General features: G+C 70.6%; 13 protein-coding genes and 1 riboswitch. Of the genes, 5 read left to right on the plus strand and 8 right to left on the minus strand.

Features of this window, described 5'->3' with window-relative positions; translation table 11 throughout:
- Nucleotides 1-7: 7 nt before the first annotated feature.
- From BWR60_RS14815 to BWR60_RS14825, 4 genes are all read right to left on the minus strand, one after another.
- Nucleotides 8-772 carry an ABC transporter ATP-binding protein gene (locus tag BWR60_RS14815; RefSeq protein WP_088151794.1) on the minus strand — a complete coding sequence of 255 codons (765 nt, stop codon included), beginning with the start codon at nucleotides 770-772 and terminating at the stop codon, nucleotides 8-10.
- Nucleotides 769-1,803 carry a FecCD family ABC transporter permease gene (locus tag BWR60_RS37645; protein WP_218823507.1) on the minus strand — a complete coding sequence of 345 codons (1,035 nt, stop codon included), beginning with the start codon at nucleotides 1,801-1,803 and terminating at the stop codon, nucleotides 769-771. The genes BWR60_RS14815 and BWR60_RS37645 overlap by 4 nt, the downstream gene beginning before the upstream one ends.
- Nucleotides 1,800-2,834 carry an ABC transporter substrate-binding protein gene (locus BWR60_RS37650; protein ID WP_218823508.1) on the minus strand — a complete coding sequence of 345 codons (1,035 nt, stop codon included), beginning with the start codon at nucleotides 2,832-2,834 and terminating at the stop codon, nucleotides 1,800-1,802. Before BWR60_RS37650 ends, BWR60_RS37645 begins: the two co-directional genes overlap by 4 nt.
- A 33-nt stretch (nucleotides 2,835-2,867) precedes the next feature.
- A riboswitch (cobalamin riboswitch) is annotated at nucleotides 2,868-3,095 on the minus strand.
- A 328-nt stretch (nucleotides 3,096-3,423) separates the two neighbouring features.
- The gene (locus tag BWR60_RS14825; protein WP_088151795.1) at nucleotides 3,424-4,143 is read right to left on the minus strand and encodes a hypothetical protein; all 720 of its coding nucleotides are present in this window, start codon (nucleotides 4,141-4,143) and stop codon (nucleotides 3,424-3,426) included.
- 152 nt (nucleotides 4,144-4,295) lie between these two features.
- On the opposite strand from BWR60_RS14825, the gene BWR60_RS36360 reads away from it, so the two are divergent.
- The 5 genes from BWR60_RS36360 to BWR60_RS14845 all read left to right on the plus strand — a co-directional run bounded on the left by BWR60_RS36360 (nucleotide 4,296) and on the right by BWR60_RS14845 (nucleotide 7,146).
- On the plus strand, nucleotides 4,296-4,679 hold the full coding sequence (locus BWR60_RS36360; RefSeq protein ID WP_144445624.1) for a hypothetical protein: 384 nt from the start codon (nucleotides 4,296-4,298) through the stop codon (nucleotides 4,677-4,679).
- A gap of 189 nt (nucleotides 4,680-4,868) precedes the next feature.
- Nucleotides 4,869-5,579, plus strand: coding sequence for a PadR family transcriptional regulator (locus tag BWR60_RS14830; RefSeq protein ID WP_230983060.1), 711 nt, complete (start codon nucleotides 4,869-4,871; stop codon nucleotides 5,577-5,579).
- Nucleotides 5,580-5,584: 5 nt separating this feature from the next.
- Nucleotides 5,585-6,040, plus strand: coding sequence for a Fur family transcriptional regulator (locus BWR60_RS14835; protein WP_088151796.1), 456 nt, complete (start codon nucleotides 5,585-5,587; stop codon nucleotides 6,038-6,040).
- A gap of 56 nt (nucleotides 6,041-6,096) precedes the next feature.
- Complete coding sequence (locus BWR60_RS14840) at nucleotides 6,097-6,468, plus strand: hypothetical protein (protein WP_088151797.1); 372 nt, start codon at nucleotides 6,097-6,099, stop codon at nucleotides 6,466-6,468.
- A gap of 30 nt (nucleotides 6,469-6,498) precedes the next feature.
- Nucleotides 6,499-7,146, plus strand: a complete 648-nt coding sequence (locus BWR60_RS14845) for an alpha/beta hydrolase family protein (RefSeq protein WP_088151798.1) — start codon at nucleotides 6,499-6,501, stop codon at nucleotides 7,144-7,146.
- A 156-nt stretch (nucleotides 7,147-7,302) separates the two neighbouring features.
- Here BWR60_RS14845 and BWR60_RS14850 read toward each other — a convergent pair whose 3' ends face one another.
- The 4 genes from BWR60_RS14850 to BWR60_RS37060 all read right to left on the minus strand — a co-directional run.
- Nucleotides 7,303-8,073, minus strand: a complete 771-nt coding sequence (locus BWR60_RS14850) for an RNA methyltransferase (protein WP_088151799.1) — start codon at nucleotides 8,071-8,073, stop codon at nucleotides 7,303-7,305.
- The gene (gene cimA / locus BWR60_RS14855) at nucleotides 8,073-9,668 is read right to left on the minus strand and encodes a citramalate synthase (protein WP_088151800.1); all 1,596 of its coding nucleotides are present in this window, start codon (nucleotides 9,666-9,668) and stop codon (nucleotides 8,073-8,075) included. Before cimA ends, BWR60_RS14850 begins: the two co-directional genes overlap by 1 nt.
- 4 nt (nucleotides 9,669-9,672) lie before the next feature.
- On the minus strand, nucleotides 9,673-11,058 hold the full coding sequence (cysS, locus tag BWR60_RS14860) for a cysteine--tRNA ligase (RefSeq protein WP_088151801.1): 1,386 nt from the start codon (nucleotides 11,056-11,058) through the stop codon (nucleotides 9,673-9,675).
- Between the two features lie 96 nt (nucleotides 11,059-11,154).
- On the minus strand, nucleotides 11,155-11,346 hold a 192-nt coding region (locus BWR60_RS37060), incomplete at its 5' end, for a hypothetical protein (protein ID WP_218823509.1).

The raw sequence follows: 11,346 nt of genomic DNA on the forward strand, positions 1-11,346 counted from the left end.
ACCGGCGTCACCCCGGCAAATAATGGATATGCGGCCGGCCGTGATGCGGCGACCGCTCGACATGCGCCCGCACGTCGAACACCTCGCGGATCCGCGCCTCGGTCAGGATCTCCTCCGGCGCGCCGGCGCAGACCACCCTTCCCTCCCGCAGCAGCGCCACGGCGTCGCAGAACATCGCGGCCAGGTTGAGGTCGTGCAGGGCGACGATGCTGGTCGCCGGCAGCCGCCCGACCAGCGCCAGGATCTCGAGCTGGTGCTGCACGTCGAGATGGTTGGTCGGCTCGTCCAGCAGCAGCTCGGACGGGGTCTGGGCCAGGGCGCGCGCGATCTGCACCCGCTGCCGTTCCCCGCCCGACAGCGTGTGCCAGGACTGGCCGCGCTTGCCCTCCAGCCCGACCCGGCGCAGCGCGTCCGCCACCGCCGCATCGTCGCGGCCGCTCCAGGGCGACAGCGGGCCGCGATGGGGCGTGCGGCCCAGCCGCACCACGTCCAGCACCGTCACCTGGGCGTCGGTCATCGCCTGCTGCTCGACCAGGGCGACCCGGCGGGCGATGGCCGCGCGGGGCAGGTCGGCGATGTCGGCGCCGCCCAGGGTGATCACCCCGCTCTCCACCCGCCGCAGCCGGCAGATCAGGCGCAGCAGGGTCGATTTGCCGGCGCCGTTCGGGCCCAGCAGGCCCAGCATCCGGCCGGGCGCCGCCTCCAGCGTCACGCCGTCGACGATCATGCGGCCGCCGGCGGCCCAGCGCACATCCTGCGTCGCGATGGTCATGCCGCCCGCCTCGCGCGATAGAGCAGCACGGCGAAGGCCGGCGCGCCGAACAGGGCGGTGACCACGCCGATCGGCAGGATCTGCTGCGGGATGATGATGCGCGAGACGATGTCGGCCAGCACCATGAAGATGGCGCCGATCATCGCCGAGGCCGGCAGCAGCCGGGCATGGCCGGGCCCGACCAGGAAGCGCGCGGCATGCGGGATGACCAGGCCGACGAAGCCGACCGACCCGATGATGCTGACCATGGTCGCCGTCATCGCCGCGGTGGCCGCGAACAGCACCACCCGCACCCGGGTGACGGCGATGCCCAAGGAGGCCGCGGCATCCGCCCCGAAGGTGAAGGCGTCGAGCGCACGGGCGTGCAGGATGCACAGCACGAAGCCGATCGCCGCGACCGGCACCGCCACCTGCACATCCGGCCACCGCACCCCGCCGAGGCTGCCGAGCAGCCAGAACATCACGCCGCGCGCCTGCTCGGCATTGGCCGAGGTGGTGACGATGGTGGAGGTCAGCGCGTTGAACAGCTGCGACCCGGCGACGCCGGCCAGGATCACCCGGTCGATGCCGCCGCCGACCCCGGCCGCCAGCAGCGACACCAGCAGGAAGGCCAGGACGGCGCCGATGAAGGCGCCGCCGGACAGCGAGATCGCCCCGCCGCCGATGCCCGCGATCATCACCGCCACCGCGCCGGTCGACGCGCCGGCGGAGATGCCGAGGACATAGGGCTCCGCCAGCGGGTTGCGCAGCAGCGCCTGCAGGATGGCGCCGGACAGGGCCAGCGCGGCGCCGCAGCAGGCCGCCACCAAAGCGCGGCTGAGCCGGTAGTCCCAGATCACGCCTTCCTGGATCGGGCTGACAGCGAAACCGGCGCCGAACAGCCGGTTGGCCAGCGCCCGGACCGTCGTGGTCAGCGGGATCGCCATCTCGCCGATCGACACGGCGAGCGCGATGGCCACCACCAGCGCCGCCAGCGACAGCACCGCCAGCAGGGCGCGGACGCCCCAGCCGCCGTCGAAGAGCGGCTTCATCCCCCGAGACCGAAGCTCTTGATGCCGCGGGCCAGCGCCTCGATGCCGTCGACCGCGCGGATGGAGGGCTGCATCGCCTGCACGTCCATCACCACGAAACGCTTGTGCTTCACCGCCTCGAGCTGGCTGGCGACAGGGTCGGTGGCGAGGAAGTCCAGCTTCACCGCGGTGTCGTCGGCGGCATAGCGGCGGCGGCTCATCTCCGCCATTACGATGATCGCGGGGTCGGCGGCGGCGATGCGCTCCCAGCTCACCAGCGGCCACTCCTCCTCCGTGGTGATGACGTTGCGGGCGCCGAGCTGCTGCAGGATATAGGCCGGCACGCCGTTCTTGCCGCCGACGAACGCCTCGCCCGCCACCTCCTTGCTGGAGAACCAGAACACCACCGGCACGTTGTCGAGCCTGGCGCCCGCCACCGAGGCGATGGCCGCGGCCTCGCGCTTCCGCAGGTCGGCGACCAGCGCCTCGCCCCGGTCGGCGACGTCGAAGATCCGGGCCAGGTCGTGGATCTCCCGGTAGACGAGGTCCATGGTGAACAGCTGCTTGCGCACGCCGTCGCCGCCGCCGGAATTGTCCTTCTCGACGCAGTCGGCCGGCGAGATGTAGGTCGGGATGCCGAGACCGGCGAACTGCTCGCGCGTGCCGACCGACCCCTGCGGCCCGACATGCCATTCGAACTGGGCCGTCACCAGATCCGGCTCCTTCCCCACCACGGATTCGAAGCTGGGGTCGTTGTCGGCCAGGCGTGGGATCCTCGCGTTCGCCGCCTCGTATTCCTTCAGCACCGGGCCGAACCAGACGGCGGTGCCGACGATGCGGTCGGCCAGGCCCAGCGCCAGCAGGATCTCGGTGCTGCTCTGGCCGATCGAGACGGCGCGCTGCGGCGCCTCGGCGAAGGTGATGTCGACGCCGCAGTTGCGGAGGATCAGCGGATACTGCGTCGGGTCGGCCCAGGCCGCCGGCGACAGGGCGAGGAACGCCAACCCGGCCAGGGCCAGGGCGCGTGAAGGGAAGGAACGGAATGCCGTCATGGAGCCTCCTGCCCGGGCCACCCCGCCCGGAAAACGGATTGCGCTGCGACGGCAGGTCTCCTGGCTCGCGGATCATGGCTTGGCGCCGGCCTTCCCACCCGCGCCGCGGGCAGTGGCCTGGCCCTTGAGGGGCCCGTGACGTTCGGCGATCCGCTGACAGTTGCGGGGGCAGCCACGGATTCCGCCCCTCCACCTGATGGGGAAGAGCGCCACCGTGTTCCCTTTTGATCCCATGCGGGAACCGTCGCGCCGATGTGTATCAGCGCGGCCGAGAGCCGGTCAATCGAGGCCGGCATGTCATCGGTTCTGCCCTCTCATACCAACTCTCATTGAGGCCGACTCTCCGGCCCCTTCCTCGTCATGGCGAGCCCCGCAGGGGCGTGGCCATCCAGGTTGGCGAGGCCCGCTCCGACGGCGGGACTGGATGGCCACGCTTCGCTCGCCATGACGGTGAGGATCATGGGTCATCCTCAATAAGGGCAGGTATTACTCCCCTCTCTCACCCACACCGTCATTGCGAGCGCAGCGAAGCAATCCAGGGCCGCTTGCCGTGGCCCCTGCCGAGGCAGAGCCGGATACACCGGGACGGCTAGCTGCTGTCCGGCTTCGGCGGCCTGGGCGGCGGCCGCGGGGGCGGCTGATCCGGCATCGGTTCCGCGACCGGGGGCCGAGGGTGCTTCGGCGTCGCCGGGGCGGCTTCGGGCCGGGCATAGGGCGACAGCGGGTGCCCGGCCTCCTCGATCGCCCAGGGCTCGGCCTGCCACAGGCTCCAATCCGGCTCGACGCGCAGCCCGCGGCAGAACCGGGCGACGACCTCGCCGATCGGCAGATCGCCGATGTCCTGCTTGAACCCGTCATCCTCGAGCCGGTCGTCCAGTTCGAGCAGCATGTCTTCGCGATGGAACACCAGATCGGGGTTCCGCTCGTTCACATTGACGTCGCTGACGGCCTCGAAGACCAGGCGCTTGACCAGGTTCCGCCGCCGGCGCCAGCAGTCCTGCGCCGCGGCGGCGGCCCGCTCGGCCGCCGCCGCCCGATCGTCGGCCGCGAGTCGGGCTTCCAGCGCAACGGTCTGGCGCACCTCGTAGGAGAGCCGGGCGAACACCAGGCCGAGCCCGCGGGTGCGATCGGCAGCCTCCTCCGGCGCTTGGCGCGTGGATTCCACCGCCTGGCCCTGCACCGCCTCGGCCAGGCCGAGGGCGAGTTCGCCCAGCCGCGCCAGCATCCGCGCATGCCGCTCGCTCCGCTCCCGGTCGGGATCGGTCGGTTCGGCGAGGGCCGGGTCAGAGGCGGATGGCGCCATGTCCATGGAACGTATCATGAACATATCGATGAGTTAAGGCAACCAAACGTTGCGTTCACACAGGCCGTGAGTGCCTGCGATGGTCGGCAAAGGGCGGATTGCGGATGGGAAGGAATCATGCCTCGATACCACGTGCTGGGTCAGGATGAGACTACAAGATGGAGCGCTCTTACGACAGCCTGCCTGGTTTCGAGCATCTCTACCTGGAGGACAGCTTTGTGCTGGGCCTAATCGAGGGCGAGCAGGACCTGCAATTCTCAATGGAATTTGTGCTCACCCGCGATCATCCAGATTATCATCCTCCTCACAAGAACGAGAGGCACTGCTATCGCTCCGGATACATTCTCTTTGAAGGAATTAAGTCTAAGCAGTGGTTGCGTAGAGTATTTAAACCCTTCCATGATCCGTCTGGCCAGAAAGATTATGGAAACATTGACGCATTCTTGTGCGGTTCGAGCGGCTACTTCCTCGAAGGAGACTGGGGCGAGCTACGCATAGAAGCTGATGCGGTTTGCGCGCGCCTCGATCCGATGAGAGTTTGAATACATCGCCGACGGTCCGCAACGGGTCGATAGCCATCGACGGCGGCGCGGTCGCTCTCAACCTCGCCCCTCTGGTACGGACGCCTTCAGCCTTGGCAGAGTTACCCTGTGACACATCTTAAGATATATCTTGAAACCGGTCTTTGGCCGCCATATCTTACGATATATCGAACCTATGGAGTGAATTCGATGTTCGGAAGACATCATCGCGGTCATCGCGACGATCATGGCTCCCGCGGCGATTGCGGCGAGGGCTGGGGCGGCCGGCAGGGCCGGGACGGCGACGAGATGTGGGCTGGCGGCCGCGGGCGCGGCGGCCGGTGGGGCCATGGCGGCGGCTTCGGTGGCCGTGGCTTCGGCGGGTTCGGCGGCGGCGGCGACATGATGCGCGCCGGCCGGATGCTGGCCCAGGGCGATCTGCGCCTGCTGGCGCTGGCCCTGATCGAGCAGCAGCCGCGCCACGGCTACGAGATCATCAAGCTGATCGAGGACAAGACCGGCGGCTGGTACAGCCCGAGCCCTGGCACGGTCTACCCGACCCTGACCTATCTGGAAGAGGCCGGCTACGTCACGGTCGAGGCGGCCGAGGGCAGCAAGAAGCTCTACACCATCACCGCCGAGGGCCGCGCCTATCTCGACAGCAACCGCGGCATCATCGACGCCGTGCTGGGCCGCCTGGCCGCGGCCGGCGAGAAGATCGCCTGGGTCAACAAGATGATGGGCGGCGAGCGGGAGCGCGAGCGCGACCGGTCGAGCCGCCTGCCCTCCCTGGTCGCCGCGGCGCTGGACAACCTGCGCGAGGCGACCGAGCAGAAGCTGGACGCCGGCGCCGACCCGGACGCGGAGACCCGGATCGTCGAGATCCTGGCCCGGGCCGCGGCCGAGATCCGGCGCGGCTGAGGGCCATGAGCCCCGCCTTCCCTTCCCCGGCCCTGGCCCGGCTGCGCGATGCCGGGCTGCGGCCGACCCGGCCGCGCCGCGTCCTGCTGGCGGTGCTGGCCGAGGCCGACCACGCGCTCGACGCCCAGGAGATCCTGGGCCGGGCGCGGCGGCTGGACCCGCGGATCAGCCTGGCCACCGTCTACCGCTTCCTGGCGGCGCTGCGCCGGACCGGCATCGCCGGCTGGCGCGACCAGGCTCCGCGGCGACTGGCGGCCACGCCGGCCGTCGAGCCGGCACCGCCGGTGGAGACGTTGACGCTGGGCGACATCCAGCTGCGCGCCGCCCTGGCCGATGTGCTGCGCCAGTTCGGCTACCGCCTGGTCCGCGCCCGGCTTGAGCTGCAGGTCGAGCGGCTGCATCCCGACGCGCCCCTCGCCGACGCGGCGCCGGCCGGCACGGCCTGGCCGGCGCCGTCCTGATCCCCGGGTCCTGATCCAGCGCCGGGCCACGCCCCGGCATCTGAGGAGGACATCTCATGTCGGACGGCCTGCTGCTCGCGGCGGCATTGCTGCTGATCGTCACCGCCGCGGTGCATTCCGTGGCGGGAGAGCGGCGGCTGATCGGCCCGGTGCTGGCGCGCCGCGACGGCATCCTGAAAAGCCCCCTCGCCCGCTTCATCCTCCGCTTCGCCTGGCACATCACCAGCGTGGCCTGGGCGGTCGTCGCCCTGATCCTGGCTGCGCTGGTGCTGGACCCGGCGGCGGTGCGCTGGTGGGCGGCGGCCGGGACCGGCGCGGCCTTCACCGCGATCGGCGCGTTCACCGCCCTCTCCAGCCGCGGCCGGCACATCGGCTGGCCGTTGCTGCTCGGAATCGGCCTTACGGCCCTGGCGTCGCTGCTGGTCTGAAGCTCCGGCCGCCATGCTAGGCTCCGGACCATGGCACCGACCTTCCTGATCGACGGGCCCGCCGGGGCCCGCACCACCCTCCTGCTGGCGCATGGCGCCGGCGCGCCGATGGATTCGGCCTCGATGACCGCGGCGGCGATGGCCCTGGCTGAAGCCGGGTTCCGGGTCGCGCGCTTCGAGTTCGGCTACATGGCGGCGCGACGTGACGGGCAGCGCAAGCCGCCGACGCGGGCCGAGGCCGTGATCCCGGAATACCGGGCGGCGGTCGACGCCCTCGGGACGAAGGGGCCTCTCATCATCGGCGGCAAGTCGATGGGCGGCCGCGTCGCCTCGATGGTCGCGGACGAGTTGTTCGCCGCCGGTCACATCGCCGGGCTGCTGTGCCTGGGCTATCCGTTCCACCCGCCGGGCAAGCCGGCGCAGCTGCGCACCGCACATCTGGTCGATCTGAAGACCCCGGCACTGATCTGCCAGGGCACGCGCGACGCGTTCGGCACCCGCGACGAGGTCGCCGGCTACCCGTTGTCGGACCGGATCGAGCTGCTGTGGCTGGAGGATGGCGACCACGATCTGAAGCCGCGCAAGAGCGTCTCCGGCTTCACCGCCGCCGACCATCTGAAGACGGTGGCTGCTGCCGTATCGGACTGGGCCGGGCGGATCACTCGGCCGGCGGGGTGATCCCTGGGGCCAGCGCCCAAAACATTATCCGTCATGGCGAGCCCCGAAGGGGCGTGGCCATCCAGGGCGGCTCGCACCGGCCTCTGGATGGCCACGGCGCTCCGCGCCTCGCCATGACGGGTAAGGAACTGGAAGAGTCGGCCCAAGCCGCCGGGACTACTCCCCGCCCTTCCGCCGGCCGGCCAGGGCGACGATCATGCCGTGCAGGGTGCGCACCTCCTGCTCCGACAGCCGGGCCCGCTGCAGGAAGGCGCGGATGTTGCGCTGCATGCTCGGCTTCTTCTCCGGCACCCGGAAGAAGTGCCCGGCGTCCAGCGCATCCTCCAAATGCTCGAACAGGTTGACCAGCTGCTCCTTGCTGGCCGGCGGCGCGTCCTCCTCATAGTCCAGCCGCCGCTCCGGCGTCGAGTCGCCCGAGGTGAACCATTCATAGGAGACCAGCAGCACCGCCTGGCCCAGATTCAGCGAGGAGAAGGCGGGGTTCAGTGGCACATTGACCACGGCATCGGCCAGGGCGACGTCGTCATTGGTCATGCCGGTGCGCTCCGGCCCGAACAGGATGCCGGCGGCCACCCCCGCGGCGTGATGCGCCCGCATCTCCTCCGCCGCGCGGCGCGGCGTCACCACCGGCTTCAACTGGTCGCGCAGCCGCGCCGTGGTGGCGTAGACGGCGCCGAGATCGGCGATCGCGTCCTCGGTCCGCTCGAACACCCGGACATGGTCCAGCACCGCGTCGGCGCCCGATGCGGTCGGCACCGCCTTCGGGTTCGGCCAGCCGTCGCGCGGCCGCACCAGCCGCAGGTCGGTCAGGCCGCAATTCAGCATCGCCCGCGCCGCGGTGCCGATATTCTCGCCCATCTGCGGCTCGATCAGGATGACCGCCGGACCGCCCAGCAGCGGGTCGCGGGTCTGGTCGGTGCCGGCCATCAGACGGGTGCCGTGGCGCCGGCCCGCAGCAGCGCATAGGTGAAGCTGTCGCCCAGCGCCTCGAACGAGGCGTCGATGACGTTGGTCGAGACGCCGATCGTCGACCAGCGGGTGCCGTCGGCATCCTCGGTCTCGATCATCACGCGCGGCATGGCGCCGGTGCCTTCGTTGGAGCGCAGGATGCGGACCTTGAAGTCGACCAGCCGCAGCGGCTTGAGGCCGGGATAGATCGGCTCCAGCGCCTTGCGCATCGCGTTGTCCAGCGCGTTGACCGGGCCGTTGCCGAAGGAGACCTCGTGCAGCGTCTTGTCGCCGACGCGGACCAGCACCGTGGCCTCGGATTCCTGCACCACCTCGCCGCGGGCGTTGAAACGCCGCTCATCGACCACGGTGAACCGGTCCATGGCGAAATAGGCCGGCACCTGGCCCAACATGCGCCGCGCCAGCAGCTCGAAGCTGGCGGCGGCGGTGTCGTAGGAATAGCCCTCGAACTCGCGCTGCTTCACCAGGTCGACCAGCCGGTCGACATTGCGGTCCTTCGGGTCGATGGCGACGCCGATCTCGGCGAAGCGCGCCAGGATGTTGGCCCGCCCGGCCTGGTCGGAGACGACGAGATGGCGGCGGTTGCCCACCCGCTCCGGCGCCACATGCTCGTAGGAGCGCGGATCCTTGGCGATGGCGGAGACGTGCAGCCCGCCCTTATGGGCGAAGGCGCGGCCGCCGACATAGGGCGCGCCGGACAGGGGCGTGCGGTTCAGCCGCTCGTCGAACCAGTGGCTGAGATCGGTCAGCGAGGCCAGGCCGGCCTCGGTCACCCCGGTCTCGTAGCCCATCTTCAGCATCAGCGTCGGGATCAGCGTCACCAGGTTGGCGTTGCCGCAGCGCTCGCCCAGCCCGTTCAGCGTGCCCTGGATCTGCCGCACCCCGGCGCGCACCGCCGCCAAGCTGTTGGCCACGGCGTTGCCGGTGTCGTCATGGGTGTGGATGCCCAGCCGGTCGCCCGGGATGTGCCGGGCCACGGCGGTGACGATCTCGGTCACCTCATGCGGCAGGGTGCCGCCATTGGTGTCGCACAGCACCACCCAGCGGGCGCCGGCCTCATAGGCCGCCCTGGCGCAGGCCAGGGCGTAGTCCGGATTGGCCTTCCAGCCGTCGAAGAAGTGCTCGCAGTCGAAGCCGACCTCGCGGCCGCGGCCCACCACCTCGGCGACGCTGTCGCGGATCAGCTCGAGATTCTCCTCGCGCGGGATGCCCAGCGCGACGTCGACATGGAAGTCCCAGGTCTTGCCGACCAGGGAGATCGACCCGACGTCGCTGTTCAGCAACGCCGACAGGCCGGGATCGTTGGCGGCGCTGCGGCCCGGCCGCCGGGTCATGCCGAAGGCGGTGAAGCGGGCCTTGGCCAGCTTCGGCGGGTCGCGGAACAGCGCGTCGTCGGTCGGGTTGGCGCCCGGCCAGCCGCCCTCGACATAGTCGATGCCCAGCGCGTCGAGCCGCTTGGCGATGGCGATCTTGTCGGCCACCGAGAAATCCACGCCCTGGGTCTGCGCCCCGTCGCGCAGGGTGGTGTCGAACAGCCAGATCCGCTCGCTCATCGTCTCACCCCACCCGGCGCCACAGCGTGCGGTCCGGCTTGTCCTCCAGCGCGATGCCGGCGGCGGTCAGCACGTCGCGGATGCGGTCGGCCTCGGCGAAGTCCTTGGCCGCCCGCGCCGCCCGCCGGTCGGCCACCAGCGCGTCGATCTCGGCATCGCCCAGCCCCGACGCGGTCTTGGGCTGCCAGCGGAACCAGTCCTCCGGCGACTGCTGCAGCAGGCCCAGCAGCCGGCCGCCGGACAGGATCTCGCCCTTCAGCCGCGCCTGCACGGCCGGATCGCCCGCCTTGTTCAGCGCCCCGGCCAGGTCGTGCAGCGCCGCCAGCGCCTGCGGCGTGTTGAGGTCATCCTCCAACGCGATCTGCACCACATGCGGCGCGTCCGACGGGTCCTTCGCCGCGATCGTCTCGACCGCGCGCAGGGCGCCATACAGCCGGTCCAGCGCCGCGCGGGCCTGGCGCACGCCCTCCTTGGTGAAGTCGAGCGGCTGGCGGTAGTGGCCGGACAGCAGGGCGTAGCGCAGCGCCTCGCCCGGGAACTCCTCCAGCAGCTCGTGCGGCGTGTAGAAGTTGCCGAGCGACTTCGACATCTTCTCGCCCTCGGCCATGACGAAGCCGTTGTGCAGCCAGGTGCGCGCCATCAGCTCGGTGCCGTGGGCGCAGCGGCTCTGCGCGATCTCGTTCTCGTGATGCGGGAAGATCAGGTCGACGCCGCCGGCATGGATGTCGAACTCGTCGCCCAAATGAGCCTCGGCCATGGCCGAGCATTCGATGTGCCAGCCCGGCCGGCCGCGGCCCCAGGGGCTGTCCCAGCCCGGCTGGTCATCGGTCGAGGGCTTCCACAACACGAAATCGGCCGGGTCGCGCTTGTAGGGCGCGACCTCGACCCGGGCGCCGTCGATCAGCTCCTCGCGGTTGCGGCGCGACAGCTGGCCGTAATCCGGCATCGACGGCACGTTGAACATGACATGGCCCTGGGCCGCATAGGCATGGCCCTTGTCGACCAGCGTGCCGATCATCGCCTGCATCTGCGGGATGTATTCGGTGGCCCGCGGCTGGACGTCGGGCGGCAGCGCCCCCAGCGCCGCCATGTCCGCGGCGAAGGCCTCGCCGGTGCGACGGGTCAGCGCCTCGATCGGCTCGTTGTTCGCCTTCGCCCGCTCGATGATCTTGTCTTCGATGTCGGTGATGTTGCGGACATAGGTCACCCGCGGATACAGCGTCCGCAGCAGCCGGGACAGCACGTCGAACACCACGATCGGGCGGGCATTGCCGATATGGGCGTAGTCATAGACCGTCGGGCCGCAGACATACATCCGCACATGGCTCGGGTCGATCGGGACGAAGGCTTCCTTCGTCCGGGTGAGCGTGTTGTGCAGAGAGAGCGCCACGGGTCGCGATCCTAAGTCAGGCCTGTCCGGTCGGGACCGCGACGATTACCAGATCGGCCCCCTGGCGTCCAAGGGTCAGGCCGCAGGGCAGCCCGGTCAGCGACGCTTGCCGAACCAGCCCTTGCGCTGCGGCACCACCGGCGTGCCCGCCATCAGCGGCGGGCCGGCATGGGTGCTCTCCGGCTCCTCCAGCTGGGCGGTGAGCGACGGGCGATGGGCCCGCGCGGCCGCCGAAGGCCGCGGCGGCTCCGCCACCGCCGGCCCGAGCCGGCCGGCGCGGCTGGGCTC

This window comes from Inquilinus limosus (assembly GCF_002195995.1).
In the GTDB taxonomy this organism is placed as follows: Bacteria; Pseudomonadota; Alphaproteobacteria; order DSM-16000; family Inquilinaceae; genus Inquilinus; species Inquilinus limosus_C.

What these genes read in the sequence shown, in the direction of transcription:
- BWR60_RS14815 (WP_088151794.1), bottom strand. Translation starts at nt 772, where the DNA reads ATGACCATCGCGACGCAGGATGTGCGCTGGGCCGCCGGCGGCCGCATG.
- BWR60_RS37645 (WP_218823507.1), bottom strand. Translation starts at nt 1,803, where the DNA reads ATGAAGCCGCTCTTCGACGGCGGCTGGGGCGTCCGCGCCCTGCTGGCG.
- BWR60_RS37650 (WP_218823508.1), bottom strand. Translation starts at nt 2,834, where the DNA reads ATGACGGCATTCCGTTCCTTCCCTTCACGCGCCCTGGCCCTGGCCGGG.
- BWR60_RS14825 (WP_088151795.1), bottom strand. Translation starts at nt 4,143, where the DNA reads ATGGACATGGCGCCATCCGCCTCTGACCCGGCCCTCGCCGAACCGACC.
- BWR60_RS36360 (WP_144445624.1), top strand. Translation starts at nt 4,296, where the DNA reads ATGGAGCGCTCTTACGACAGCCTGCCTGGTTTCGAGCATCTCTACCTG.
- BWR60_RS14830 (WP_230983060.1), top strand. Translation starts at nt 4,869, where the DNA reads ATGTTCGGAAGACATCATCGCGGTCATCGCGACGATCATGGCTCCCGC.
- BWR60_RS14835 (WP_088151796.1), top strand. Translation starts at nt 5,585, where the DNA reads ATGAGCCCCGCCTTCCCTTCCCCGGCCCTGGCCCGGCTGCGCGATGCC.
- BWR60_RS14840 (WP_088151797.1), top strand. Translation starts at nt 6,097, where the DNA reads ATGTCGGACGGCCTGCTGCTCGCGGCGGCATTGCTGCTGATCGTCACC.
- BWR60_RS14845 (WP_088151798.1), top strand. Translation starts at nt 6,499, where the DNA reads ATGGCACCGACCTTCCTGATCGACGGGCCCGCCGGGGCCCGCACCACC.
- BWR60_RS14850 (WP_088151799.1), bottom strand. Translation starts at nt 8,073, where the DNA reads ATGGCCGGCACCGACCAGACCCGCGACCCGCTGCTGGGCGGTCCGGCG.
- cimA (WP_088151800.1), bottom strand. Translation starts at nt 9,668, where the DNA reads ATGAGCGAGCGGATCTGGCTGTTCGACACCACCCTGCGCGACGGGGCG.